This window comes from Polaromonas sp., from assembly GCF_030689685.1.
GTDB lineage: Bacteria > Pseudomonadota > Gammaproteobacteria > Burkholderiales > Burkholderiaceae_C > Polaromonas.
In genome coordinates, this window is record NZ_JAUYEY010000074.1 from 37,716 (window position 1) to 63,535 (window position 25,820).

The window sequence follows — 25,820 nt, forward strand, 5'->3', positions numbered from 1 at the left end:
AAGCCAAATCGAACGCTCAGGCCACCTTGATGCGCGCCAGTGAGGGGTCCGACGAGTGAATGGCAAGCAGGTTGATACCAACCTGGAAGTGATGATAGCCGTGCTTGTCGAGCAGGCTGCGCAGGGCTGCGGCGTCGGTTTTGATGGTTTCAACCAGCATCTGCGGCTTGTGCCTCTCGACGGACTGAAGTGCGCCTTCCAGCGCTTCGAGCTCCATCCCCTCGATGTCGAGCTTGAGGAAATCAAGCCGGGACAGGCCCAGCCCGTCCACCGTGATCATCCTGACGGCGTCGCCCTGGTCGGGCGTGTAGTCGATGGCCTGCCCGATGAATTCGTTGCCCGCGCGCTGGCGCAGTTCCAACGAGCCGAAGCTGGCAGGTTTCAGGTAGTTCGGTCGGGGAATGATGATGCTGCCTTCAGCCGCGCCCAGCGCCGCGTGAAGCACCGTGGCATTGAAGCAGTTGTTGATGGCCACATTGCCGGCCAGCGCATAAAACACGCGCTCCTGGGCCTCGACACCGATCACGCGGCCCCAGCCGTGCATGAGTTTGGCCCACTCCAGGGTGTGCACGCCGATGTTGGCGCCACCGTCAATGGCCACCACCCCATCACCGAAAAACTCGCGCCGCAGTGTTAGCAGCTGCAGCGCCGTGGCCACCTCCTCGGGGTCAAACGCCGAGGTTTGGAAAATCTGGTGTCCGACGCCATAGCCGCGCGTTTCATCCACCATGCGGTAGTCATTGCGGTTGACAATCAGCGTTCCGTGGTTGGATGACGCCAGAACGAAAGGCAGGGGACGGGAAACAGTGCGCATGGGGTCAGCCTGGTTAGTTGCACATGACGGGGGCGGATTACTGCGCGCAAGTGTACGACCCGGCCCCCGCGCAACACTCAGCGGCGGACTTCGCCCTGGCCCAAGACCACATATTTCAGCGAGGTCAGGCCTTCGATGCCGACCGGCCCGCGGGCGTGGAATTTATCAGTGCTGATGCCGATTTCGGCGCCCAGGCCAAACTCGAAACCGTCGGCGAAGCGGGTGCTGGCATTCACCATCACGCTGGCCGAATCGACCTCACGCAGAAAGCGCTGCGCATGCATGTGGTCACGCGTGAGGATGGCGTCGGTGTGGTGGCTCGAATATTTGTTGATGTGGGCAATTGCTTCGTCCACATCCGCGACGACCTTGATGCTGATGACAGGCGCCAGGTATTCCTCGTACCAGTCCTGCTCGGTGGCGGACAGGACCTTGGCCCCGGGCAGCTTCGCGAGCATGGCCTGGGCTTCGGCATCGCAGCGCATCTCGACTCCCTTGGCGGCATAGATCGCGCCGATTTTTGGCAGAAACTCCGCCGCCGCGCCGCGCGCGACCAAAAGGCCCTCGCTGGCATTGCAGGGGCTGTACTTCTGGGTTTTGGCGTTATCCGCCACGCTCACGGCCATGGCGATGTCGCAAGGCTCGTCCACATAGACATGGCAGTTTCCGTCCAAGTGCTTGATCACCGGCACTTTCGCATCGCGGCTGATGCGTTCGATCAGCCCCTTGCCGCCGCGCGGAATGATCACGTCCACAAACTGGGGCATGGTGATCAGCAGACCCACGGCTTCGCGATCAGTGGTCGGCACCAGTTGCACGGCTTCCACAGGCAGGCCAGCATCGCCAAGTGCCTGCTGCACCAGCGCGGCCAGCGCCTTGTTCGATTCAATCGCCTCGGAGCCGCCGCGCAGAATACAGGCGTTGCCGCTCTTGATGGCCAGCGAGGCCGCTTCAATCGTGACGTTGGGTCGGCTTTCGTAAATCATGCCGAACACGCCGATGGGCACACGCATCTGGCCCACGCGGATGCCGCTGGGCTGCTGTTTCATGCCGATGATCTCGCCAATCACGTCGGGCATGGCCGCGAGTTGCTCACAGCCGAGGGCGACGGTTTCCAGTGTTTTGCCGTCCAGCTTGAGCCGGTCCAGCATGGGGCCGGCCAGGCCGGCTGCTGCGGCGCGTTGCAGATCGAGGGTATTGGCTGCCTGCAGCGGCCCAAGCTGGCTGCGCAAAAGCGCGGCGAGGCCAGAAAGCGCTTTGTTTTTAATAGCAGAAGGCGCCCGCGCCATATGGGTTGAGGCTAATTTTGCCTTGGAGCCCATGGCCGCCATCAGCCCTGCCAGCCCGGCGTCGGCTTCGCCGCTTCGGGCCAGCGTGTTGGAAAGGTCGGGCGCGTTCATGCCCCTATTTTGCCCGTATTCATGCGGCGGGGAGCACGGCCCTTACTTCTGGACAGGCATGCCCCGGCGCTGCATCATGTCCCGGCTCATGGTCAGCAGGGCGTCGTCCGTCAACGTGGACTGTGCTGCGGGGTAGGCTAGCTGGTCTTCGTCCGCCAGGTGGCGCACGTAGAGTGCGGCAAACCGGTTCAGCGCAGCGGTCCGCGCGGGGTCCAGCGGCGTCCAGCCCGCAGCCGTGCTGCCGGCAATTGCCAGCAGCACGCTGCGCGCCGGGCGCCAGGCGGCTTCCATGTCGCGGTGGTCCTGCAGCAGGCGCTGCACCAGGGCACGCAGGTCAGCGTCCGGTCCTGCCCGCAGCGGCGGGAACACGTGCAATTCCTCATCCTGGTGGTGCAGGGGCGCCGCGAGGTCGAAGTAGCGCATCACGTCACGCGCGGCCTGCCGGGCGGCATCGTCGAGACCTTGAGCCAGCAGGTGCTGCTGCAGGCGTGCCAGCAAGGCCAGCATGCGCTCGACCCGTTCGTGGCAGGCGCCCAGCATCTCGAAAGGCGCTTCAAAACCAGCCCCAGGCGCATGAAAGCCGGGCACGGTCGCAGGCCGTTCAGTGCGGCTCAGGGTGCCCATGTCAGCCGAATTGCACTGGTTGGCCCTGGGGGTCAAACGGGATGAAAGCGTCGATCCGGCCCAGCTTGATGGACTCGACCATGCGCTGCAGCGGCTCTTCGGCATCTTCGGTGGTGGGTGCGCGGTTCGCCGAGCCCCCCAGCGCAGCAGCAAACACCAGGCCCCAGTTGTGGCCGAACTGGCTGGACTCCTGCACCAGCGCCGCAAACGAGACCAGCTCTTCCGGTGGCTTGTCCACACACATGACCGGGACCAGCGCGCCGCCCTGGCCCGCTTCAAAACGTTCACGCTGTACCGGGGTGCTGTCCTCGGGCAATTCCACGCTGGCAAATACAAACAGCAGGCGCTGTGGCTCGGGCTGCGCCCGCGCGGCTTGCAGCAGGTCTTCAAAACTCAGTATATCCATGGGGTCCATCCAGTCACAGGGAATAGAAAAAATCAGAGGGGTTCGCGCTCCGGTCGTTCCCGTCGGAACAAAGGCTGCTCACAAAGTCTTGCGGCACCGGACGCAGCCGCGCGGGCTTGCGCGAGCAGGCTGTGCCGATGCTGACAAAGCAAAGCGCGTGTTCGCTGTCTGTCAGGCCAAACAGCGCACGCAGGCCAGCAGATTTCAGGGCCTTGCCGCTGGTCAGTGCCGAGCCAAAACCCAGCGCTGTGGCCATGAGCAGCATGTTCTGGATCGCGCATCCGGCGGAGACGGTGCGCTCGGAAAGGTCGATCTGCGCGTCGTCCCGGTCGGCATCGACCACCGCCAGCATCAGCAGAGGGGCGCGGTGCGCTTTTTCACGCGACTGCGCGATTTCCGCTGGGCTGGCCTGGGCATCCCGCGCCAGCAGTGCGCCGGCAAAGACGTCGGCAAGCCGGGCACGCCCGGCCTGGGGAACCAGTACAAAACGCCAGGGCAGCAACTGCCCATGGTCGGGCGCGCTTGCCGCAGCGCCAAGAATCATGCCGAACTGCTTCGCATCGGGACCCGGTGCCAGCAATCGCCTGGGCAGGATGGTCTGGCGCGACTGCATCAGTGCCGCCGCCAGCGTCGCTGGATCGCTCCCGGCAGCATCGGCGGCAGTGCGTTGGGCAGGAAAGACAGGCAGGCCCATCGATCAGCACTCAGCCGGGGCGACCGTCAGCACGCAGCCGACCGTACCAGTTGCCCAGACGCACGCCCCACACTGCCATGACACCAGCCCACAACAAAGCCGCCGCCAGAAGCAGCCAGACCGCGAAGGCACCCTGTGCGGCGGCCACAATCCGCAACAGGGTGGCCGCCTGCAGCAGCCAGAACAGCGACCAGGCCAGCTCGTCGGCCACCAATGCGCGCCCGCTGTGGCCGCAGGACACCCGGGTCACCATGGCCAGCATCAAGGATGCAAGGCAGCCCATGGTCAGCGCATGCAGTGAACCCAGGGGCAGCACGGAAGTGCCCTGCATCCAGCCCAGCCACTGCGTAACGCCACTCAGCGCCAGGGCCAGGCCCAGCCAGACAAAGCCGATGTGCAGCATGGCCAGCAGGCGGTTCTTCAGGCTGTGCATCAGCCCCCAGACCACAGCGAGCCAGAGCAGCACGCCGCCCGCAGCCAACTCGAAGGCTCCGCGCGCCAGGCGCCAGACCGTGCCCGCCGTGCCTTGCAGCGGGCCTCCAAGCTCGACCCACACGGCCGCCACCTCGGCTGCGGCGACGGCCAGCATCATCCACAACACCCAGAACGGGCGCCAGGCGTTGATGCGTGGCATGGCACTGGAGGTAAAAAATGGAATCATGCGGTGGGCCACCGAGACATACACCACCACCACAAACCCCCACAGGCCAGTCAGCACGCAAGCCAGGGCCACCGATGGGGCACCCAGCAGCAGACTGGAACCCAGGCCTGCCAGGCTCAGGCAACCCACTGCGCAAGCCACGCCCACCGTGCGCGCATGGACCTGGTCTTCCGCCCGGCTGCGGCGGATCAGCCCCCAGAACAAAACGCTCATCCAGCTCAGGCCGATACACGCCAGCACCAACCCACCGAGCGCCGTCAGACCGTGCAAATGAGCGCCTGTCAGCCAGAGCAACCAGCCGAGCGCCTGGAGCAGCAAGGGCGCCAGGATGCGCCGTGTCCCGAGCGTCTGAACGCCCAGCCATTTTGGCCCGGCGGTGAAAAGGAAACCCGAAAAAAACAGGGGAATAAACCCGAATGTCATCACCGCGCCATGCGCCAGCGAGGGCGATACTGCATAGGGCAGGCCCAGCGCCGTGCTGACACGGTCAAGCTGCACCAGCCCCCACCACAGGGCCGCAGCCACCAGCACCGTCATGGCCAGGAAAAAACCGAGCCGGTGCGGTGCCAGCAACAAGTGGCGGGCGCGCCAGCGGCGGTCCACCCTGGCTCGCTCACTGGCCGTGGGTTTACCCGGCTTCACCCGCAGGGCGATGACAGGGCGCTCCGTCATCCGCAAACGCCCAGGTGGCCGCACTGGGTGCAATAGTCGCAACCGTCCTTGCGGATCACCGCGTGAGCGCCACATTCGCTGCACTTTTTGCCCGCCATCACCGGCGGCGCGAGTGCCATGTCGACCTGGGGCTCCATCACGGGTGCCGCGCCGGCAACGCCCTGCCGGACGCGCCGCGCGATGATGTTCTGCACCGCATAGGCAATGGCAGCCACTTCGGAGTCGTGCCACAGCGGCACGCCTGTGCCGTCGGCCTTCTCGTAAGTGCCCAGCCGCACCGGGCCACGGTCCCAGGCGACCTTGCGCATGTCGCTGAGCGCACGCTCGAGGAAACCGCCGCGCGCGGCCAGCGACAGCATGCGCATGCTGGAGGTGATCCACTGCTGCGACTCGCCGCTTTGTCCCACCGGCATGAAAAATTCAATGGCACGTTCAACCGTGTGCTCGCCACTGGCTGAAGGCACCGGCAGGAAAGACACCACGATGTACAGCGTCTTGTGCCCTTCCTGGGTCCAGTAATCGACCTTGTCGGCCACTGCCGACAGGGCGCCCTTGGGACGGCTTTCGATCACCGTGCGCATCGGGTCCATGGGCACTGCGTCGGCCGGCACGGCGGCGGCCCTGGTGTGGGTCTCGAGCACCGAGCCCAGAATCGCATTGGGCCGGTAGGTGGCCAGGCCCTTGAGCTTGGCGCGCCAGGCCTGCTGGTACAGACCCTTGAAGTCTTCGTAGGCGTAGTCGACCGGCACATTGACGGTCTTGGAAATCGCCGTGTCCACAAAGGGCTGCACCGCTTCCATCATGCCGATGTGGCTGTCCGCCGACATCTCGAGCGCGGAGACAAAGTAGCCGGGCAGTTTGTCCACGTCGCCGCCGAGTTCGCGATACAGGCGCCAGGCATGGTCTTCCACCGCGTAGTCGGTGGTGCTGCCGTCGGACTCGCGTTTCTTGCGGCGGTACATCCACGAGAACGGGGGCTCGATGCCGTTGGATGCGTTGTCGGCAAACGCCAGGCTGACCGTGCCGGTCGGTGCAATCGACAGCAGGTGGCTGTTGCGGATGCCGTCGGCCCGGATCGCCTGCTGCAAAGCGGCCGGCAAGCGGCTGGCAAAAGTGCCCGCAGCAAGATACCCGTCGGCGGCGAACTTCGGGAACGCGCCTTTTTCCTTCGCGAGCGCCACCGAAGCGGCATAGGCTGTATCGCGCATGCTCACGGCAATGCGTGCCGCCATCTCGCGGCCTTCTGACTCGTCGTAACGCAGGCACAACATGGCCAGCGTATTGCCCAGGCCGGTGAAACCGACGCCGATGCGGCGCTTGGCCGCAGCCTCGGCCTGTTGCTGCGGCAAGGGCCAGAAGGTCACATCCAGCACGTTGTCGAGCGCACGCACCTGGGTGGTCACCGACTTCGCGAAAGCCCTGAAATCAAAGGCCGGCGCACCATTGATGCCAAATGGGTTGCGCACAAAACGCGTGAGGATGATGGGCCCAAGATCGCAGCAGCCATAGGGTGGCAAGGGTTGCTCGCCGCAGTTGTGAACATACAGCCCATTGGCGTCGAAAGCGTGAACGTCGGCCACGGTCACGTCGAAAACATCCTCACTGCCGGCCCGGGTCAGCGATTCGACCGTCGCCGTGAAGCGCTCGCGATTGAGTTTGCGGCTGTAACTGCCCAGCGCCATGTCCAGGCGCGCGGCCTTGCTGGTATCGGCAAAACCAATGCGTTCCGCGAAAACCCGCAGGTTATCCGCGCTGATCACCAGTTCGTGCTGCGCGGCTGTCTCGTAAACCTTCATGCCGCCGCGCCCGTCGGGCAGAGGGCGCGCCTGCGCCAGCCGCCGGTTGGCGTAAATGGTTGAGGCAATACCCAAGCGCAACAACATGCGCTGCACAGTTTGAAGCAACTCCGGATTGTTTTGCGACAAGCGGATGCTCACGCCTTTTTCCTGCGAACCCTGCACCGAGCCATCGGCGTCAAACAAGCCGCGCAAAAGCCCTTCGGCAAAAGCGGACGAGGTTCTTTCCATCGTGGCGGTAATGGTCTTGCACCCCGGGCGCATGCCCATGTCGTGCGCCAGGTGCCGCACGGCACCAGAGGCCATGCGCGCCTCGCCCCGGCCCGACACAGGCCGCTGGAAGCCACGGAAGTCGGCCCGGTGCGACAAGGTGGCAGCCGCAGCCTCGGCGGCCCGCACGATCCCGGCTGCGCCTGTCTGCGCATAGGCCACCGCGCCATTGCCGACCGCCTTGAGTTCAGGCGCCCAGACCGAAATCACCGCCTTGTCATTTTTGAGGGTGCCGTCACCGATCAGCAAGCCAAGCAGGTAGCCCTCGGCCTGCGTACCCAGCCCTTCCCAGCCACCCAGCGCGCGGTGATCGTGCAGCAGGACTTCGTCTCCTGGCTTCAACTGCGCCGCTTCGGCCCACTCGGCCTGCAGGGTGTAGCGGGTGCTGCGCGCAACACGCCGCACCCGATGATCTGAGGTCAGGCGCAGCGCGTGGCCTTCGCGGGTACGCAGCACCCATACGGGCTTCTGGCCGGTCCTGAAAAAGCCGTCACTCTTGACCGCATAGGCTTTGCCATCGACCACTGCGGTGAAGGGCCGGCCGACAAGATCGCGCACCTGGGCCGGTCCGTCGGTTGTCATCACCCAGGTATCGGCTGGCACGCAAGGATTCGTCGCTGCAATGTCTTCGCAGTAACGCAGGTTGTTGTCCTGGTTGATGTGGTCCAGGAACAGGATGCCCGGCTCGGCAAAGTCATAGGCCGAACGCATCACGGTGTCCCACAACTCGCGCGCTGCCACCGTCTGGTACACCCACACCCCGTCGGCACGCTGAAACGCGCCCTGCGCCATCAGGTCGGCACCGGGTCTGGCTTTGTGCACCAGCTCCCAGGGCTGGTCCTCGGCCAGCGCATGCATGAAGCTGTCGGGCACAGCCACCGACACGTTGAAGTTGTTCCAGCGCCCGGGTGTGCGTTTGGCGGTGATGAACTCGTGCACATCGGGATGGTCGATTCTGAGCACCCCCATCTGCGCGCCGCGCCGCGCACCCGCGCTTTCGACGGTAGAGCAGGAATGGTCAAACACATTGATGTAGCTGCACGGGCCCGATGCCACGGAGGCGGTCGCCTTGACCTCGGCGCCGCGCGGGCGGATGCGGGAAAAATCGTAGCCGACGCCGCCGCCGCGCCGCATGGTTTCTGCCGCTTCGCGCAGCGCTTCATAAATGCCGGGGTAGCCGCCCTCATCGACGCCCTGGATGCAGTCCCCCACCGGTTGGACAAAGCAGTTGATCAGCGTGGCCTGGATGGCCGTGCCCGCCGCGCTCATGATGCGGCCCGCACCAATTGCACCGGCGTGCAGGTTCTCCAGAAACAGCGCCTCATGCGCGGCCCGCCCGGCTTCCGGCTCAACCGAAGCCAGCGCCCGGGCCACGCGCCGGTAGATGTCTTCGACGCCGGTTTCACCGGGTTTGAGATATTTTTCCCGCAGCACATCCTGGGTGATGGGCTGGGTGTCCGTCAGGTCCTGGGGACGGTTGATGGAATCACGTTTCACATCGGTGCTCCTGCGATGGACACTGCGGGCCGGATACCGCCCAGCAGCCACTGGAGCAATTCTTGCACCGAACGGATCTGGTCGCCAAATGGCAGGCGGGCAGCACCACGGAAGAAAAGGCCTTTACGCGTATTGCCATCAAAGGCATGGCCGAGCTGCTGGTCGATGCAGAACTGGCCCATGCTGCCCACACCATCGCGCAGGCCGCAATGTACAAGGCAGTCAAACGACATGTTGCATTTGCCCTTGACATGCGCCGCCGCCTGAAGTTTGGGCTCAAGGCGCAAGTATTTTTCGAGCCAGGGTGTGCGCACCGCGCGCGCCGGCAGGCCGGCCACGCTGATGAACTCCACCATGTCTTGCGGCTTCGCCTCGGCCAGCACCTTCTTGAAAGCGGGATCGGCGTCACATTCCTGGGTGACGGCAAACGCCGTGCCCAGTTGCACGGCCGAGGCGCCCAGGGCCTGCAGGCGCAGGATGTCATCGCGGCAGTTGATGCCGCCGGCGGCAATCAAGGGAATCTCGCGCTCGATACCCGCCGTCCTGAAGAACTCCAGCACCTGCGGGATGACCACGTCGAAGTCAAAACGCGGATCATGCAGGTCTGCGACCTTCGCGGCGCCCAGGTGCCCACCCGCCAGGCCGGGGTGCTCGATCACGATGGCATCGGGCAGGCGCCCTTTTTTTTGCCACTTGCGCACCAGCAATTGCACGCCGCGCGCGTCCGACAGGATGGGGATCAGGGCGGCCTTGGGGTAGTCGCGCGCCAGGTCGGGCAGGTCCAGCGGCAGGCCGGCACCCACCACCACCGCGTCGGCACCGCTGGCCAGAGCCTGCTGCACGTAGGCTTCGTAAGCGCTGACTGCCTTCATCACATTGACCGCAATCAGCCCCCGGCCCTGGGCCAGGGAGTGCGCGCGGCGGATTTCACGGTCCAGCGCCTCCAGGTTGGCGCTGTCAATCAGCGCGCGCGCATTGGGCTCTTTGTCCAGATGGCCGGTGCGGGCCATCAGATCCGGGTGCAGGCGCCGCAAGTCCACCGACGACAGGGTTCCGACCCCGCCCAGCCGGGCCACGGCGCCGGCCAGCCCGCCGGCCGACACACACACGCCCATGCCGCCCTGCACCACCGGAATCAGGTTTTTGCCGGCAAGCCGCCAGGGTTTGAGACCGGAATCGTCGGCCAGCGCCTGCAATACTGCGGCTGCGGCTGCCGCATTGATGTTGGTCTGTGCGGTCGGGTCAGTTGCTGATGATTTGTCCATCGTGCTCCACATAAGGTTGGTACGGGCCAGTGCCGCTGGTAGAGGCTATCGCGGCGGGCACAAAGCTGCCTTGTCGTACATCAAAGACATGGATTTCGCCGTCCTCAGTCACGTAGTGCCAGCCATGCAAAGTGAGAGGTCCTTCCTCCCTCTTACGACTGACCATCGGAGGCCCTTCCGTGTTTGATCCGCAGAACCTGCGCGCCCCGCAGGTCTGTCAGAACTCTCCGCCTCGGTTGACCTTGGCATCGACCATGTAAATGACCAACCCGTAGTTGGCGGAGTATTTCGTTTCGACCATGTCGAGGATGTGGCTCGCCACGGGTTCGTTGCACAACATCTCGATGCGCACGTTGGAGGACAGCAGCCAACGTGCGTCGCGCACACCACGGTTCCCGCGCCCGCGCGCATCGCAGACGGTATAGCCCTTGGCACCTGCCGCCAGCAACTCCGACACGACGATGTTTTCCAGTGCTTCCTCACAAATCAGCACCACCAGCTTGGTCCGGTTCTCGCTCATGAATTCCCCAGAATGCGATACGTCCACTTGACCATCTCATGGTACAGCGGGATGCCCACCAAGACGTTGAAAGGGAAGGTGACGCCCAGGGAGACACCCAGGGACAGCGCGGGATTCGCTTCGGGGATCGCGATGCGCATCGCCGCTGGCGCGGCGATGTAAGAGGCACTCGCGTACAACACGGCCAGCAAGGTGGTGCCGCCCAGCGACAGTCCCATGAGCCAGCCAATCAGCACGCCGCCCGCCGCCGAAACGACGGGCAGCACGATGCCGAAACCAACCAGGAACGGGCCGGCGCGTCTCAGATCGTCCACGCGAGATGCCGTCAGCACGCCCATGCCCAGCAGGAACAGCGACAGGAAACCCTTGAACATGTCGCCATAGAACTTGGTCAGCGAGCTATTGCCTTCGGCGCCCCACACCCATCCAATCAGCAGCGCCCCGACCAGCAGCACGATCGCCTTGCCGGCCAGCACCTCCTGCGCGAGCAGGCGCCACTGCGTCTCGCGGCTGATCCCCTTGGCCAGCAGCACGCCGATGATCAAGGCCGGAAATTCGAGGAACACCAGGAAGACCGACATATACCCTTCGTAGTCAATGCCCGCGCGCGCGAGGTAAGACGCGCCGACCGCGAAAGTCACCACCGACACCGAGCCGTAATGGGCCGCAATCGACGCAGCATCTGGGCGTGCAAGCCGACCGAACCGGCGCAGGATGGGGAACGCCAGCAACGGCGTACCCGCGCTCATCAACACCGCGACACCGATAGGCAGCAGGAGCTGGCCCACGGTGGCATTCGCCAGTTCGATGCCCCCCTTCAGTCCGATGCCGATCAGCAGGTAAATGCTCAGCGTGTCGGACAGTCCGCCCGAGAGCTTGAGGTCGGAGCGCAACAGGCCCGCGAACAGGCCCAGAATGAAAAAACCGACGACCGGATCTAGACTCATGATAGATTGACCGATGTGACCAAGTTACGCCTCGCTGGTGCGCCCGACAGGGGCCGACCCCCTGTTGCTGACGAAGCCGTCACTGCAGTTACTGAACCAGGGGCGAACCGGCTCCCTCCAGCGCGATGCCCTCGATGTCTGCCTCCCCCACCAGCAGACTCATGTACTGGTGCAAAGCCCTGGCGCGCGACTGCAGGGTCAGCAAGGCGTCGATGCGCTCGCGCACTTCCTCATAGGCGGGCTGTGTGCCACTGCGGCGCTCAAGCACCTCAATGATGTGAAAGCCGAAGCGGGTGTGAAAAAGACGCGAATGCACGCCTGTGCCGCTCTGTGTGTGCTGCACATGAAAAAGCTCCCTGGCCAGCTCCGGCGCGCAATCATCCGGAGCTATCCACCCAAGGTCGCCGCCCTGCGCACTGCTGGGGCAGTTCGACAGCTCGGCGGCAAGTTGTGCAAACCGGTCGGCCTGCACGCCTTTGTGCGAAAGCTCCAGCAGGGCGCGTTCGGCATGCACCGCCAGCGCCTGGACATTGACCCCCGGCGTGACGGCAAACAGGATGTGCCGCACATGCAGGGCCTGGCCCACCACAAACTGCGGCTTGTGAGCGTCGTAGTAACGCTGGCCTTCTTCTGCGGAGGGCGTGAGGCTGCTCACCTGCCGGTCCACCATCGTCTCGATGATCAGGCGCTCGGCCTCCGTCACCTCCAGTGCGGTCGTATGGGCGTGGTCCAGCAGCAGGCCTTGCCGCACCGCTTGCTGGCGCAGCAGCTCGGTGTAGGCCAGCTCGCGCAGCGTATCTGCGTCCGGCGCCTGCCCCGGCGCATGTAGCGCCACGCCGTTGATGCGGGCAATTGGAGTCGCCAGGGGGGCGGGCGCAGGGGCGCATTGGCAGGCGCTGCTGCCGCAGCCACGCGACATCTCAGCCGGTGTCAAGGTCAAGTCACTCATGAAAAACTCCCGGCTGCTCAACTGGATTTCTCGCGGCCGGCCGGCGTATGGCCGGGGACACCGAGGCGGCGGCTGCGCACGATCTGATGCGGACGGAACAGGTAGGCGACCGCGCCGAAACCGCTCCAGACATGTACCAGACGGCTGAACGGAAACAGCAAAAAAATCGTCATGCCAAACACAATGTGAAACAGGAACGGCCAGGGCAGGACCGCGAGGGCCGCAGAATCGACCTCGCGCAGGGTCAGGATGCGCTGCGCCCAGTCGGACAGGATCAGCATCACGCTGCCGTCCGCATGTCCCCAGGAGTACGGCAAGGTGATCAGGCCCACCACCAGTTGCACCCACAGAATCAGCAGTATGGCCAGGTCGGCGGCATGGCTGGTGTAGCGGATGCGCGGATCGAACATGCGCCGGTAGATCAGCATGGACAGACCGATGAAACAGATGAAGCCGGCAATGCCCCCCGCATAAATCGCCAGGCGCTGCTTCATGGCGGCGTCCATGAAAATGCCGTACACCGCATGCGGTGTCAGCAAGCCCACGAGATGGCCGAAAAACAGGAACAGGATGCCAACGTGGAAGAGGTTGCTGCCCCAGCGCAGCAGACCGGTGCGCAGCAGCTGCGAGGAGTCACTTTTCCAGGTGTACTGGTCGCGGTCAAAGCGGATCAGGCTGCCCAGCAGAAACACCGTCAGGCAGATGTAGGGATAGACCCCGAATAGAAAGCCGTGAAGTCCGGTGTTCATGCTTGTGCTCCCTGGGAAGGGCGTGCCCGAGCTGCGCGGGGCACGATGTGAATCGGTTGCGGCTGGCCCGGCTTGGCCTGGCCTTTGGAAGAGCAGCCATCAAAAACGACCGGCTCTTCCCAGACGGTATCTATCGGCTCTTCAGCGGCAAGCTGGACCGGGTGGGCCTTTTCGCCCGCCAGCTCCAGCAGCGCACCGAGCACGGATGCATAAGCGCTGCCGCGTTGCTGCAGCGCTGAAAAAATGGCGTTGAAGATATGGGCCATCTCGGCTAAAAACTCGCGCGCCTCGCGCGGTGGCTGGGTGGAGGTGAACTCCAGCAGCACGGGCAGAAAATCTGGCATCTCGCCTTCGGCCAGGTACATGCCTGCCTTTTCGTAGGTTTGTGCCAGGTCAATCATGGCCGGGCCGCGATCACGCGAGTCGCCGTGCACATGTTCAAACAGGTGCAGCGATGTGGCACGGCCACGGTCAAACAGCTCGACATACGTCGCCTCTGTCTCCAGCGGCTCGGCCATCGCAAGCGCGGCCATCATGGCGTCCAGCTCGGCCAGACGCTGCGGTGCCAGCGCGCGCTCCGTGTGCAACGCCTCACGCAGCGGTGCGAGGTGATCGCGCAGCTCGGCGTCGGGGTAGGCCAGCAGCCGGGCCAGCACGCGCAGGGTTTTTGAAGCCACAGGGGGGGGATTGAAAAGTGCCATGGTTCAGACCTCTACCTTGATGGGAATGGTGCGCTTCTTGTTACCGCCAAACAGACTGACGTCGCTGACGCCGTCGGAGCAACCGTTGCCGAAAGTAAAGCCGCAACCACCCCGCATGTCGAAGGTGTTTTCGGCATACTCGCGGTGGCTGCTGGGGATCACAAAGCGGTCTTCGTAGTTGGCAATCGCCATGATGTGGTACATGTCCTCGACCTCCGCCACCGTGAGGCCGGCCTGCTCGAGCACCGCCAGGTTCTGCACCTGGTCTACATGTTTGCTGCGCTGGTAAGAGCGCATGGCCAGCATGCGCTGCAAGGAGCGGATGACGGGTGCCGTATCGCCTGCAGTCAGCAGGTTCGCCAGGTACTGCACGGGAATGCGCATCTGCGCAATGTCGGGCAACTCGCCGTTGATGCCAATGTGACCGGCATTGGCCGCAGAAGTGATGGGCGACAGCGGCGGCACATACCAGACCATGGGCAGGGTGCGGTACTCCGGGTGCAACGGCAAGGCGACCTTCCATTCCACCGCCATCTTGTAGACCGGGCTGCGGCGGGCGCCTTCGAGCCAGGCATCGGGGATGCCGTCCCTGCGCGCCTGCTCAATGACTTTGGGATCGTTCGGGTCCAGAAAGATGTCAAGCTGGGCCTGGTACAGATCCTTGTCATCCTCCACGCTGGCCGCTTCCTGGATGCGGTCGGCGTCGTACAGCACCACACCGAGGTAACGAATGCGGCCGACACAGGTTTCACTACAGACGGTGGGCTGACCGGCTTCAATACGCGGGTAGCAGAAAGTGCATTTCTCCGCCTTGCCGCTTTTCCAGTTGTAATAAATTTTCTTGTAGGGGCAACCCGAAACACACATGCGCCAGCCCCGGCATTTGTCCTGGTCGATCAGCACAATGCCGTCTTCCTCGCGCTTGTAGATGGAACCGGATGGACAGGACGCCACACAGGCCGGGTTGAGGCAATGCTCGCACAGGCGCGGCAAATACATCATGAAGGTGTTTTCGAACTGGCCGACCATGTCTTTCTGGACCTGATCGAAATTGGCCAGGTTGGCGTCCTTGCTGCGCTTGGAAAATTCACCGCCCAGGATCTCTTCCCAGTTCGGGCCCCACTCAATCTTCTCCATGCGTTTGCCGGTGATCAGGCTGCGCGGCCGCGCTGTCGGTGTGGCCTTCATCTCGGGGGCCGACTGCAGGTGGTCGTAGTCGAAGGTGAAGGGCTCGTAATAGTCGTCAATCTGCGGCATGTTCGGGTTGGAAAAAAGGCGCATCAACAACTTCCACTTGCCGCCCTGGCGCGGCTCGATGGAACCGTTGGCCTTGCGCACCCAGCCACCGTTCCATTTGTCCTGGTTTTCCCACTCCTTGGGGTAGCCGATGCCGGGTTTGGTTTCGACATTGTTGAACCAGGCGTATTCCATACCGGGCCGGTTGGTCCATACGTTTTTGCAGGTGACTGAACAGGTGTGGCAGCCAATGCACTTGTCGAGATTGAGCACCATGCCGATTTGCGCGCGTATCTTCATGCTGCTTCTCCCATTTGCTGCACCGCCAGGGCACGGTCGTCATCGCGTGGCGTGTCGAGCCAGTCCACCTTGTCCATCTTGCGCACCACGACAAATTCGTCGCGGTTGGTGCCTATGGTCCCGTAGTAGTTGAATCCGTAGCTGAACTGGGCGTAACCGCCGATCATGTGGGTGGGTTTAAGCACAATGCGCGTCACCGAGTTGTGGATGCCACCGCGAATGCCGGTGATTTCTGAGCCCGGTGTGTTGATGTTTTTCTCCTGCGCGTGGTACATCATGACCATGCCGGGGTTGACACGCTGGCTCACCACCGCGCGGGCCGCTATGGCGCCGTTGATGTTGAACAATTCAACCCAGTCGTTGTCCACAATGCCGGCACTCTTTGCATCGTCTTCGCTGAGCCAGATAACCGGCCCGCCGCGATTGAGCGTCAGCATGATCAGGTTGTCACTGAAGGTCGAGTGAATGCCCCACTTCTGGTGCGGTGTGATGAAGTTCAGCAAAATCTCGATGTTGCCATTCGGCTTGATGCCGTGAATGCCGGCGGTAGTTTTTAAATCGACCGGTGGCCGGTAACTGCTGAAGCCTTCGCCGAAAGCAGTCATCCAGGGATGGTCCATGTAGAACTGCTGGCGACCCGTCAGCGTACGCCACGGAATCATCTCGTGCACATTGGTGTAGCCTGCGTTGTACGAGACGGTCTCGGATTCGATGCCGCTCCAAGTGGGTGATGAAATGATCTTGCGCGGTTGCGCCTGAATGTCGCGAAAGCGGATTTTTTCGTCTTCGCGGTGGACTGCCAGGTGGGTATGGTCGAGGCCGGTCTGCCTTCCCAAAGCTTGCCATGCCTTGACTGCCACATGGCCATTGGTCTCTGGCGCGAGTTGCAACACAACTTCGCAAGCCTCAATATCGGTTTCGATCTTCGGCATGCCGCAGGTCACGCCTTCGGCCGTTGTGAGCCCATTGAGTTGGCCCAGTTGCGTCACCTCGGTCTGGGTGTTCCAGCTGATGCCTTTGCCGCCATTGCCCACTTTGTTCATCAAGGGGCCCAGGGCGGTGAAGCGCTTGTACACGTTGGGGTAGTCGCGCTCAACCACGACCATGTTGGGCGCGGTTTTTCCAGGAATCAGATCGATTTCACCTTTCTTCCACTCTTGCACGCCGAAGGGTTGCGCCAGCTCGGCGGGGGTGTCATGCATCAGCGGCGCCAGCACCAGCTCGCGTTCCACGCCCAGGTGGCCGATGCATACTTCGCTGAATTTCTTCGCGAAACCTTTGTAAATATTCCAGTCGCTGCGTGACTGCCACGCCGGGTCCACGGCGCTCGACAGCGGGTGTATGAAGGGGTGCATGTCGCTGGTGTTGAGATCGTTTTTCTCATACCAGGTGGCGGTGGGCAGCACGATGTCCGAGTACAGACAAGTCGTGCTCATGCGGAAGTCCAGCGTCACGAGCAGATCGAGCTTGCCTTCGGGCGCCTGGTCATGCCACACCACTTCGGAAGGCCTGGCTTCCTCAGGCCCCAGGTCCTTGCCCTGCACGCCGTGGTCTGTACCCAGCAGGTGCTTCAGAAAGTACTCGTGGCCTTTGCCGCTGGAGCCCAGCAGGTTGGAGCGCCATACAAACATGTTACGCGGCCAGTTGTCGGGGTGATCCGGGTCTTCGCAGCTCATCTTGAGTGAGCCGTCTTTGAGGCTGTTGACGGCGTAATCCTTGGGGTCCATGCCGGCGGCGTTGGCGTTGCGCACCACCTGCATCGGGTTGGTCTGCAGCTGGGGCGCGGAAGGCAACCAGCCCATACGCTCGGCACGCACGTTGTAGTCGATCATGCTGCCGCCAAACATTTTTTTGTCAGCCAGCGGTGACAGGACTTCTTCCATGCCCAGCTTTTCGTAGCGCCACTGGTCAGTGTGGGCGTAGAAGAAGCTGGTCGAGTTCATTTGCCGCGGTGGGCGAATCCAGTCGAGTGCAAAGGCCAGTGGCAACCACCCGGTTTGCGGACGCAATTTCTCCTGGCCCACATAGTGAGCCCAGCCGCCACCGCTTTGACCGATACAGCCGCACATCATCAACATGTTGATGACGCCGCGGTAGTTCATATCGGCGTGGTACCAGTGGTTCATCGCCGCGCCGATGATGACCATGGATTTGCCGTGGGTTTTGTCGGCGTTGTCGGCAAACTGGCGTGCCACGGTGATGAGCTGCGCGCGTGGCGTGCCGGTGATGCGCTCTTGCCAGGCAGGCGTGTACGGGGTGTCGTCATCGAAGCTCTTGGCCGCCAGCTCGCCCGGCAGGCCGCGCGCCACGCCGTAGTTGGCTACCTGCAGGTCGAAAACGGTGGCGACCAATGCCTCGCGCTTGTCGCCTTCCTTGCCAAGGGAGATGCGTTGCACCGGGACCGTACGCACCAGCACGTCCTTGCTGCCCGCGCCGGTGGCATTGTTGGGAAAGTGTTCGTGGACAATGCCGCCGAAGTAAGGAAAGCCGACCTTGGCGGTTTCCGTGCTCGGGTTGTCGCCTTCCATGACGGACAGCTTGAGCTTGACCTCATGCCCATGACGCGCCTCTTTTGCCTGAAGATTCCACTGGCCCTCGTCGGCGCGACCGTCAGGGCCCCAGCGGAAACCAATCGCGCCGGTGGGCAGTACGACTTTTCCGCTCTCGTCAAAGGCAACTGTTTTCCAGTCAGGATTGTTGGCCTGCCCGAGATTGCCGTTGAAGTCGGAGGCGCGCAGGTAGCGGTCCGGCACCATGACGGTTTCGCCGCCGGGGAGTTGCTGTTCCTTGAGCATCACCAGCATGGGCATGTCGGTGTAGCGGCGTACGTAATTGTCGAAATACGCGCTTCGTGTGGTACGAGCCTCCCGACCGCCTGCCAGCGGCTGCCCCCCGAGGGGGTCTGAAGAACTTGGGGCGGCCCGGCGTTCTTCGGCGCCATCGGGAAAGTAGAACTCTTTCAGAATGACGTGGCCCATGGCCATGGCGACAGCAGCATCGGTTCCCTGTTTCGGGCTCATCCAGATGTCGGAAAGTTTGGCGACTTCCGAATAATCCGGAGTAATGGCCACTGTCTTGGCGCCTTTATAGCGGACCTCGGTGAAGAAGTGCGCATCAGGCGTGCGCGTTTGCGGTACGTTGGAGCCCCAGGCGATGATGAAGCTGGAGTTGTACCAATCCGCCGACTCCGGCACGTCGGTTTGCTCTCCCCAAATCTGCGGGCTGGCGGGGGGAAGATCGCAGTACCAGTCGTAAAAGCTCATGCTCACGCCGCCGATCAGGCTCAGGTACCGGCTGCCCGCCGCATAGCTGACCATGGACATCGCGGGAATTGGCGAGAAGCCAATGATGCGGTCGGGACCGTACTGCTTGATGGTGTAGACGTTGGAGGCCGCCACGATCTCGTTGACTTCGTCCCAGCTGGAGCGGACAAAACCGCCCAGTCCGCGAACGCTCTGGTAGTCCTTGCGCTTGGCGTCGGACTGGGCAATGGAGGCCCAGGCATCGACCGGGTCCAGCGTCAGGCGCGCTTCGCGCCAGAGCTTGAGCAGTCGGCCACGCACCAGGGGATATTTCACGCGGTTGGCGCTGTACAGGTACCAGCTGTAACTGGCGCCGCGGGCGCAACCGCGCGGTTCGTGGTTGGGCATGTCCCAGCGCGTGCGCGGGTAATCGGTCTGCTGGGTTTCCCAGGTCACGATGCCGCCTTTGACATAAATCTTCCACGAGCACGAGCCCGTGCAGTTCACGCCATGGGTACTGCGCACCACCTTGTCGTGGGCCCAGCGATTGCGATAAGCGTCTTCCCAGGTCCGGTCTTCGCCGGTGGTGACGCCGTGCTCTCCGGAAAACGGCTCTGTGGGTTGAGAAAAATAGGTCAGTCGGTCAAGAAAATGGCTCATGAGATACCTTCGAGTGTTTCTAAAAATGTTCAGGACTGAGCTGGCTCGCTACGCGCAGCTACGGTTTGTCCCGCAAGGTTTCAGGTCAGGGGTTTTTGATTTCTGAGCCGGCGCGCAGATAGAACCACCAGTTGAGAATCAGGCACAACGCATAAAACACGGCGAAGCCATACATCGCCATCTCCGGCGTACCGGCTTTAATTTGGGCGCCAATGACCACCGGGGCGATAAACGAGCCGTAGGCGCCAACCGCTGCCGTCCAGCCCAGTACAGGTCCAGCCTGAACCCGATCAAAGATCACGCCAATGGTGCGGAAGGTGGAGCCATTGCCGATGCCGCTGGCTGCAAACAGCACAACAAACAGCACCATGAAGACCAGGAAGTACTGCTCTGGTTCGGCCGACTTGTAGGCGAGCAGCATCACGTAGCCAAGTGCAGCGGACGCCGCCACCATGACGCTGGAAATCACCTGAGTGACGATGGAGCCGCCGACCTTGTCGGACAGCCAGCCGCCAAACGGGCGGATCAGTGCGCCAACGAAGGGCCCAATCCAGGCATAGGTCAGGGCCGACGGTGCGTTCGGGTTCTTGATCGTGTGTGTCATCACGCCGGCGATGTCAGGCACATGCTGAAAGCCGAAGATCACCGTGATCGACAGCGGCAGCGCCATCGAGAAGCCGATAAATGAACCAAAGGTAACAATGTAGAGAATCGTCATTGACCAGGTGTGCTTGTTCTTGAAAATATCGAACTGCTTGGTCAAATTGCCTTTCATCTCGCCAAAAGCTGCCAGCTTCATAACCCCCAGGGTGGCAATGACGATCAGCGGGAGCGCTACCCACATGTTGAGCAGCCCCAAGCCGGAAGGAGCCGGAAGGTACAGGTAAAGGCCCACGCCGCCGACCACGAATGCCAGGCCGTACAGATAGACGATCTTGCCGAACGCACGCAGGGTGCCGCCGTAATTGGGCGAAATCGGCAGCAGGTTGTTCATGCCGAACCAGGCGGCGATCACCAGAGGCACAAGAATCGCCGCCCAGATGAAACCGGCGTTCTGCACATAGGTCGGTGTGCCGGCAAGAATCTTGCCGAAGATCCAGCCTGAATCTTTCATCAGCACCATCGAGCCACCACCGACCGCGCCAAAAATGCCGATGGTCATCACCAGCGGAATCACGATCTGCATGGTGGTGACACCGAAGTTGCCCAGGCCCGCGTTCAGGCCAAGCGCAAGACCCTGCTGCTTCTTGGGAAAGAAGGTGTTGATATTGCTCATCGAGGCGGAAAAATTGCCGCCGCCAATGCCTGAGAGGAAGGCGCAGATCTGGAACACCCACAATGGCGTGGTCTTGTCCTGCAGCGCGATGCCTGTCCAGACTGCGGGAACGATGAGCAGCAGGGTGGTCAGGAAGACTGTGTTGCGCCCGCCCGAAAGCCGGATAAAGAACGATGCCGGGATGCGCAAGGTGGCACCCATCAGGCCGGCAATGGCGGTGAGCGTGAACAGTTCGGCGGGCTTGAACGGAAAGCCCAGGTTCAGCATCTGCACGGTAATGATGCCCCACATCAGCCAGACAGCGAAAGCCACCAGCAGGTTGGGAATTGATATCCACAGGTTGCGGTTGGCAATGCGTTTGCCGGTGTGCCTCCAGAACTCATCGTCTTCTGGGCGCCAGTCGGCAATGTCGGCGCCCGACATGACCTCGTTGCGACCCCCGTGCGGGGAACCTTCTGGACGCAAGGCGGCACTGGCTACACCGGCTTTGACTGTTGTGGTCATGATTAATCCTCATCATTATTGATTTTTTCCAAATACACGGGCAGTGAATTGGACCGTTTTCACCTTCGCCCTCTGGGAGAGGGTTGGGGTGAGGGATTGAGCGTTCTGAATGTCATGAGTTTTGAAACGCTCAATAGGTAGGTCGTGTCAGTTCTTCAGGCTGAACGGAGTTGCATTGCTGCCCATGACTTCGGTACGACGCACTTCGGTCCAGTACATCCAGATCAGCGAGACCCAGACCACGCCGTACATGAACATGAAGGCGCTGGAGCGGATGCCGGTCAGGTCCATCAAGGCACCAAAAATGATGGGCAATACAAAGCCGCCCAGGCCACCAGCCAGCCCCACAATGCCGCTGACCGCGCCGATGTTGGCGCCATAGTCGTCACTGATGTATTTGAAAACGCTGGCCTTGCCGAAAGCCCAGGCAATGCCCAGCAGAAACATCAGCGCCGTGAAGGTGTAAACGTTCAGGCCGATGTGGAAGGTCGCCGGGCCGTTGACCGTGAGGATGGTGAAGTCGGTCTGCGGATACGACAGCAGGAACAGGCAGACCCAGCTCACCCACATCACCCACCAGGTGACACTGTGCGCGCCATACTTGTCGGACAACACACCACCGAAGGCGCGCAGAATGCCGCCCGGCAGGGAGAAGCAGGCTGCCAGCAGCGCGGCCACGCGGATGTCCAGACCGAACTCGCCAACGTAGTACTGCACCATCCACAGCGACAAGGCCACATACCCACCGAACACAATGCTGTAGTACTGGCAGTACTTGATGACCTTCGGATCCTTGAGCAGCTTGAGTTGGTCACTGAACTTGACGTGGCTCGGCACCAGGTGCGACGGGTCGCTGTGGCTGAACAGCCAGAACAGCACCAGTGCCGCCAGCATGATGACGGCGTACACCTGCGGCACCATGGCCCAGCCAAAGGCCACCAGCAGCACGGGTGCCACAAACTTGTTGACGGCAGCACCGGAGTTGCCGGCGCCGTACACACCCATGGCCATGCCTTGCCGGTTTTTCGGAAACCAGCGTGCCACATAAGGTGTGCCGACAGAAAACGATCCGCCAGCCAGGCCGACAAACAGGCCAATGACCAGAAAGTGCCAGTAGGCGGTGGCGTAAGCCATGAGCCAGATCGCGGGGATGGTGGTGGCCATGAGGATGGCCATGACGATGCGCCCGCCATAACGGTCGGTCCAGATGCCGAGCGGCACACGGATCAGCGACCCGGTGAGCACCGGTGTGGCCGCGAGCAGGCCAAACTCGGTCGCATTGAGGTTGAGCATCTTCTTGATCGGGATGCCGATGACGCCGAACATCATCCAGACCATGAAGCAGACGGTGAAGGCCAGTGTGCTGACAATCAGCACCGACCACGCTTTTCTTGGGTTTTCCAGTTCAGAGGCCATGCATGTTTCTCCAGACACATGGCATGACTGTCGGCTTTTACCGATCGCTTGAACATCCTCCTTTGGAACGTCGGGAAGAGGTAGAAACCAGCCGGGTACTGCGCCGCACCCTCCTCCTGAAGAACTAGCCGGACGTCAAACTGACCTTGACTTGATGTTTGTCAATGCGGCGGTGGCTGGCCGGTCGCATAGACGGCAGCCTGCACCCGGGAGTTCAGTTGCAGCTTGCGCAGAATATGCTGAACATGGATCTTCACGGTGGTTTCAGCGATGTTGAGCTTGCGCGCAATCAGTTTGTTGCTGTCGCCCACTGCAATCAGCGCGAGCACTTCCCGTTCACGCGCAGACAGCAGCGCCAGACCCGGCAGGTCCTGCGGGCCAGGCGCCGGTGCCTCGCCCACGGCGACCGGCGGTTTGGCGCGGAAGGCGGCGACCAGCTTGGTCATCATTTCGGGGCTGACCACCGACTCGCCGCCCAGCACCTTGATGATCGATTCGCACAAGCTGTCCAGCTCCACCGTTTTCAACAGGTAGCCGTCGGCACCGGCCTGCAGCGCCGCAGCCAGATCGTCTTCATTTTCGCTGACCGTCAGCATCAGGATGCGGGTGCCCGGAGCCGCCTCCTTCAGTGCAGCGATGCCATCGACGCCAAGCACGCCCGGCAGGTGATTGTCCAGCAGGATGAGGTCAGGAAAAACCTGCGCGGCACAGCGCAGCGCCTCACCCATGTCGCCGGCTTCACCCACCAGCTTGAAGCGTGCGTCCTGCGATAGCAACGCCACCATGCCACGGCGAAAAAGCTTGTGGTCATCGACCACCAGCAGTGCAACCGGCGTCATCGTGCCGGCTTCAAGTCAGCCGCCCCGGATTCGATTGCCTGCGGGGCATACGGCAAGGCCCGCGCAAGCGCACCGGCCAGCGCTTCGGGGTGTTCCGGCAGGGTCAGGGTCACCGTGGTGCCTTGCCCTGCCCGGGAGCTCACGTCCACCGCCGCGCCAATGCGTGCGGCACGTTCACGCATGATGTTCAGCCCGACGTGCGACTCGCCCGGGTGTTTGCGGGTATCAAAACCGGCACCATTGTCACGCACTGCAAAGCGCCAGCGCGTGCCTTTGGCCACCTCGACCCCTACTTCCGTCGCGCCTGCGTGCTTGCGCACATTGGACAGGGCCTCCTGGATGATGTGCAGCACCTGCACCTGCACATCAGAAGGCAATGGCAGCCCCTGGCCGTGCACCTGCAACTGGGCGGGCAGGCCGGTCTGGTTCTGGAATTTTTGCAGCGTCTCCTGCAAGGCCTGCGCAATGTCGTCGGTGTTGGTCCGCGTACGGAAATGCACCAGCAGCTCACGCACATCACCAATGCTCTCGCGCAGGCCGGTGTCGAGCTCGTCGAGTGCACTTTCCGTCTGCGCGGCATGGCCCTTGTTGACCGCGCTGCGCAGCAGTTGCACCTGGATTTTGAGAAAGGCCAGCGACTGCGCAATCGAGTCATGCAGGTTGCGCGCCAGCAGGGCACGCTCCTGCGCCACCGCTGCCTCCCGATCCAGCGCGTTGGCACGCAGGCCTTCGAGCGAACTGGCGAGATGGCTGGCCAGCGCGTCGAGCAACTCGATTTCATCGGCGCCAAGCAGAATGGGCTGGCGAAAAAACAGGCTGAACTCGCCGAGCAAGCGCTGCTGCAGCCGGATGGGCACACTGACCACGCTCTCATAGCCGACCTTGGCGCAGTGGCGAACGGGCGCTTCGTCGTGGCTGAGGATGGGAATCACACGGGTGCGCGCGTCCGGGCGCAGGTTGCCGCAGGCGCACGCCCCCGCCAGCAGGCTGCGTTCTTCTTCGACAAGGTCCTGCGGAAAACAGTCGGACGCGAGGATCAGGTAGCGCTGGTTGGCGTCGTCCGACCAGCGGACGACCGCCGCGTCGGCCTTCATCACGCGACGGACGCGTTGTGCAAAGCCGCGTGCCAGCTCGTCAATACTGCCTGCCTGTGCCAGGAAGGCGCTGACCTTGTACAGCGCCTCGAGTCGCGCGCGTTGCGCTTCGATGCGCTGCGTCTTGGCCTCGACCTTGGCCTCCAGTTCACCGTAAAGCGACTGCAAGGTCGCGGCCATGTGGTTGAAGCCGGCTGCCACTTGGCCAAACTCATCGGCCGTATCGACCTCAACCCGCGTGCTGAAATCTCCCGACTCCAGCTTGCGCAGGCCCTGTCGCAGCTGCGCCAGCGGATTGATCACATAGATGTAACCCGTATACAGCATAACCACCGCACCGGCGACTGCGAAGGCCAGCATCAGAAGCTGGGCCAGGTTCAGGATGGCCGTCAGCCGGGACAGATGCTGCTCGATCATCAGCACCAGACGGTCACTGGCATCGACGAAGTCACCCCCTGCCTTGAGCAACACTGGCGACGTCGGCGCCGGCTCTGCCAGCCAGAGCGGCCGCTGCTCGCGCCACAGGGATTCCACCTCGGAAAACCGCTCACGCACATCGTCGTCCCATGGCATGAACAGGGGGCGGGCCGAGTCGCCCTGGCGCAGCAGCGCCAGGCTGTCATCAAAACGGACCAGCAGGGCCTGCCGTTCGGACCGCTCCAGCCCTGCCTGCACCGCACTGACGAGCCGCCAGGTCTGCATGCGCATGCGCCCGGCCTCATTCACAGCCGCCGCGCCGCCCTCCAACTGCCAGGTCACCCACAGAGTCAGCCCAATGGAGGTCAGCGCAACAACCAGCAGGCTGGCGCCAATGCGGACCAGCTTTTTGGCGAGCGAGGCGGTGTGCTGCATGCCGCTAGCGTAACGCCGATCATGCCCTCGCGCCATGCGCGCGCGCAAGACGCTGTCGCTGGATCACGGTTTGAGCTTGCCTGTTAGCTGCGGGGTCTGCAGCTCGACACCAGCGGCGTGGGCGCACGCGACATCCATGCGTTTGGCCGCTGGTAGCGGTGCATTCTGGCGTCGCAGCAAGATAATCAATCTAAAAACGCTCTGTTTTTGATAGCTTTTGGCGCGCTATCCATAAGGGCTGAGGCCGTTTTTGACTATAAATCCAGGGTCTGCATGCGCTCGGGAAGAACTAGGAGTCTGGGCGGCAGAAGGCGTCGAAGCGAAAAGTGGCCCCGGCGAGGACAGTTTTTGCCGGGTTTGCAGCGCCATAGCCGTAGCTATGGGGCAAAAAGCCGGTGAAAAATGGACCGTCGCGGCCGCTTTGCAGCCGACGTTC

General features: G+C 62.6%; 19 protein-coding genes and 1 pseudogene. All 20 read right to left on the minus strand.

Annotation, left to right across the window (positions count from 1 at the left end; genetic code table 11):
- Positions 1 to 16: 16 nt before the first annotated feature.
- The 20 genes and pseudogenes from Q8O29_RS16600 to Q8O29_RS16695 all read right to left on the minus strand — a co-directional run bounded on the left by Q8O29_RS16600 (position 17) and on the right by Q8O29_RS16695 (position 25,384).
- Complete coding sequence (locus tag Q8O29_RS16600; protein ID WP_305564780.1) at positions 17 to 814, minus strand: FkbM family methyltransferase; 798 nt, start codon at positions 812 to 814, stop codon at positions 17 to 19.
- A gap of 77 nt (positions 815 to 891) precedes the next feature.
- Entirely contained in the window at positions 892 to 2,214 is a 1,323-nt protein-coding gene (locus Q8O29_RS16605) for a glutamate-5-semialdehyde dehydrogenase (RefSeq protein WP_305564782.1), read from the minus strand.
- A gap of 42 nt (positions 2,215 to 2,256) precedes the next feature.
- Positions 2,257 to 2,838, minus strand: a complete 582-nt coding sequence (locus tag Q8O29_RS16610) for a hemerythrin domain-containing protein (RefSeq protein ID WP_371134261.1) — start codon at positions 2,836 to 2,838, stop codon at positions 2,257 to 2,259.
- Between the two features lies 1 nt (position 2,839).
- Positions 2,840 to 3,244, minus strand: a complete 405-nt coding sequence (locus tag Q8O29_RS16615; protein WP_305564784.1) for a ribonucleotide reductase subunit alpha — start codon at positions 3,242 to 3,244, stop codon at positions 2,840 to 2,842.
- A 13-nt stretch (positions 3,245 to 3,257) separates the two neighbouring features.
- On the minus strand, positions 3,258 to 3,938 hold the full coding sequence (locus tag Q8O29_RS16620) for a nitroreductase (protein ID WP_305564786.1): 681 nt from the start codon (positions 3,936 to 3,938) through the stop codon (positions 3,258 to 3,260).
- A gap of 10 nt (positions 3,939 to 3,948) precedes the next feature.
- A complete protein-coding gene (locus tag Q8O29_RS16625) occupies positions 3,949 to 5,271 on the minus strand; it encodes an NnrS family protein (RefSeq protein ID WP_305564788.1) in 1,323 nt (440 codons plus the stop codon).
- Positions 5,268 to 8,834 (minus strand): LAGLIDADG family homing endonuclease, encoded by a 3,567-nt coding sequence (locus Q8O29_RS16630; RefSeq protein ID WP_305564790.1) that lies wholly within the window; start codon positions 8,832 to 8,834, stop codon positions 5,268 to 5,270. The genes Q8O29_RS16625 and Q8O29_RS16630 overlap by 4 nt, the downstream gene beginning before the upstream one ends.
- Entirely contained in the window at positions 8,831 to 10,099 is a 1,269-nt protein-coding gene (locus Q8O29_RS16635; protein ID WP_305564792.1) for a nitronate monooxygenase family protein, read from the minus strand. Before Q8O29_RS16635 ends, Q8O29_RS16630 begins: the two co-directional genes overlap by 4 nt.
- Positions 10,077 to 10,268 (minus strand): annotated as a pseudogene (locus tag Q8O29_RS16640) (carbonic anhydrase); the annotation flags it as partial. The gene Q8O29_RS16635 and the pseudogene Q8O29_RS16640, both read right to left, overlap by 23 nt.
- A 48-nt stretch (positions 10,269 to 10,316) precedes the next feature.
- On the minus strand, positions 10,317 to 10,619 hold the full coding sequence (locus Q8O29_RS16645) for a P-II family nitrogen regulator (protein WP_305564794.1): 303 nt from the start codon (positions 10,617 to 10,619) through the stop codon (positions 10,317 to 10,319).
- Positions 10,616 to 11,566, minus strand: coding sequence for a sodium-dependent bicarbonate transport family permease (locus tag Q8O29_RS16650; RefSeq protein ID WP_305564796.1), 951 nt, complete (start codon positions 11,564 to 11,566; stop codon positions 10,616 to 10,618). Before Q8O29_RS16650 ends, Q8O29_RS16645 begins: the two co-directional genes overlap by 4 nt.
- Positions 11,567 to 11,654: 88 nt before the next feature.
- Positions 11,655 to 12,515 (minus strand): peptidylprolyl isomerase, encoded by an 861-nt coding sequence (locus Q8O29_RS16655; RefSeq protein ID WP_305564798.1) that lies wholly within the window; start codon positions 12,513 to 12,515, stop codon positions 11,655 to 11,657.
- Positions 12,516 to 12,532: 17 nt separating this feature from the next.
- Positions 12,533 to 13,264, minus strand: a complete 732-nt coding sequence (gene narI, locus Q8O29_RS16660) for a respiratory nitrate reductase subunit gamma (RefSeq protein WP_305564799.1) — start codon at positions 13,262 to 13,264, stop codon at positions 12,533 to 12,535.
- Positions 13,261 to 13,965: a nitrate reductase molybdenum cofactor assembly chaperone gene (narJ, locus tag Q8O29_RS16665; protein WP_305564800.1), complete on the minus strand. Its 705-nt coding sequence runs from the start codon at positions 13,963 to 13,965 to the stop codon at positions 13,261 to 13,263. Before narJ ends, narI begins: the two co-directional genes overlap by 4 nt.
- Before the next feature lie 3 nt (positions 13,966 to 13,968).
- Positions 13,969 to 15,501, minus strand: coding sequence for a nitrate reductase subunit beta (gene narH / locus Q8O29_RS16670; RefSeq protein WP_305564802.1), 1,533 nt, complete (start codon positions 15,499 to 15,501; stop codon positions 13,969 to 13,971).
- Positions 15,498 to 19,403, minus strand: a complete 3,906-nt coding sequence (locus Q8O29_RS16675) for a nitrate reductase subunit alpha (RefSeq protein ID WP_305564804.1) — start codon at positions 19,401 to 19,403, stop codon at positions 15,498 to 15,500. The genes narH and Q8O29_RS16675 overlap by 4 nt, the downstream gene beginning before the upstream one ends.
- 85 nt (positions 19,404 to 19,488) lie before the next feature.
- Positions 19,489 to 21,102, minus strand: a complete 1,614-nt coding sequence (locus Q8O29_RS16680; protein WP_305564813.1) for an antiporter — start codon at positions 21,100 to 21,102, stop codon at positions 19,489 to 19,491.
- Between the two features lie 228 nt (positions 21,103 to 21,330).
- A complete protein-coding gene (locus Q8O29_RS16685; protein ID WP_305564805.1) occupies positions 21,331 to 22,599 on the minus strand; it encodes a nitrate/nitrite transporter in 1,269 nt (422 codons plus the stop codon).
- 161 nt (positions 22,600 to 22,760) lie between these two features.
- On the minus strand, positions 22,761 to 23,438 hold the full coding sequence (locus Q8O29_RS16690) for a response regulator (RefSeq protein ID WP_305564806.1): 678 nt from the start codon (positions 23,436 to 23,438) through the stop codon (positions 22,761 to 22,763).
- Positions 23,435 to 25,384 (minus strand): type IV pili methyl-accepting chemotaxis transducer N-terminal domain-containing protein, encoded by a 1,950-nt coding sequence (locus Q8O29_RS16695; RefSeq protein ID WP_305564807.1) that lies wholly within the window; start codon positions 25,382 to 25,384, stop codon positions 23,435 to 23,437. Before Q8O29_RS16695 ends, Q8O29_RS16690 begins: the two co-directional genes overlap by 4 nt.
- Between the last annotated feature and the right edge of the window lie 436 nt (positions 25,385 to 25,820).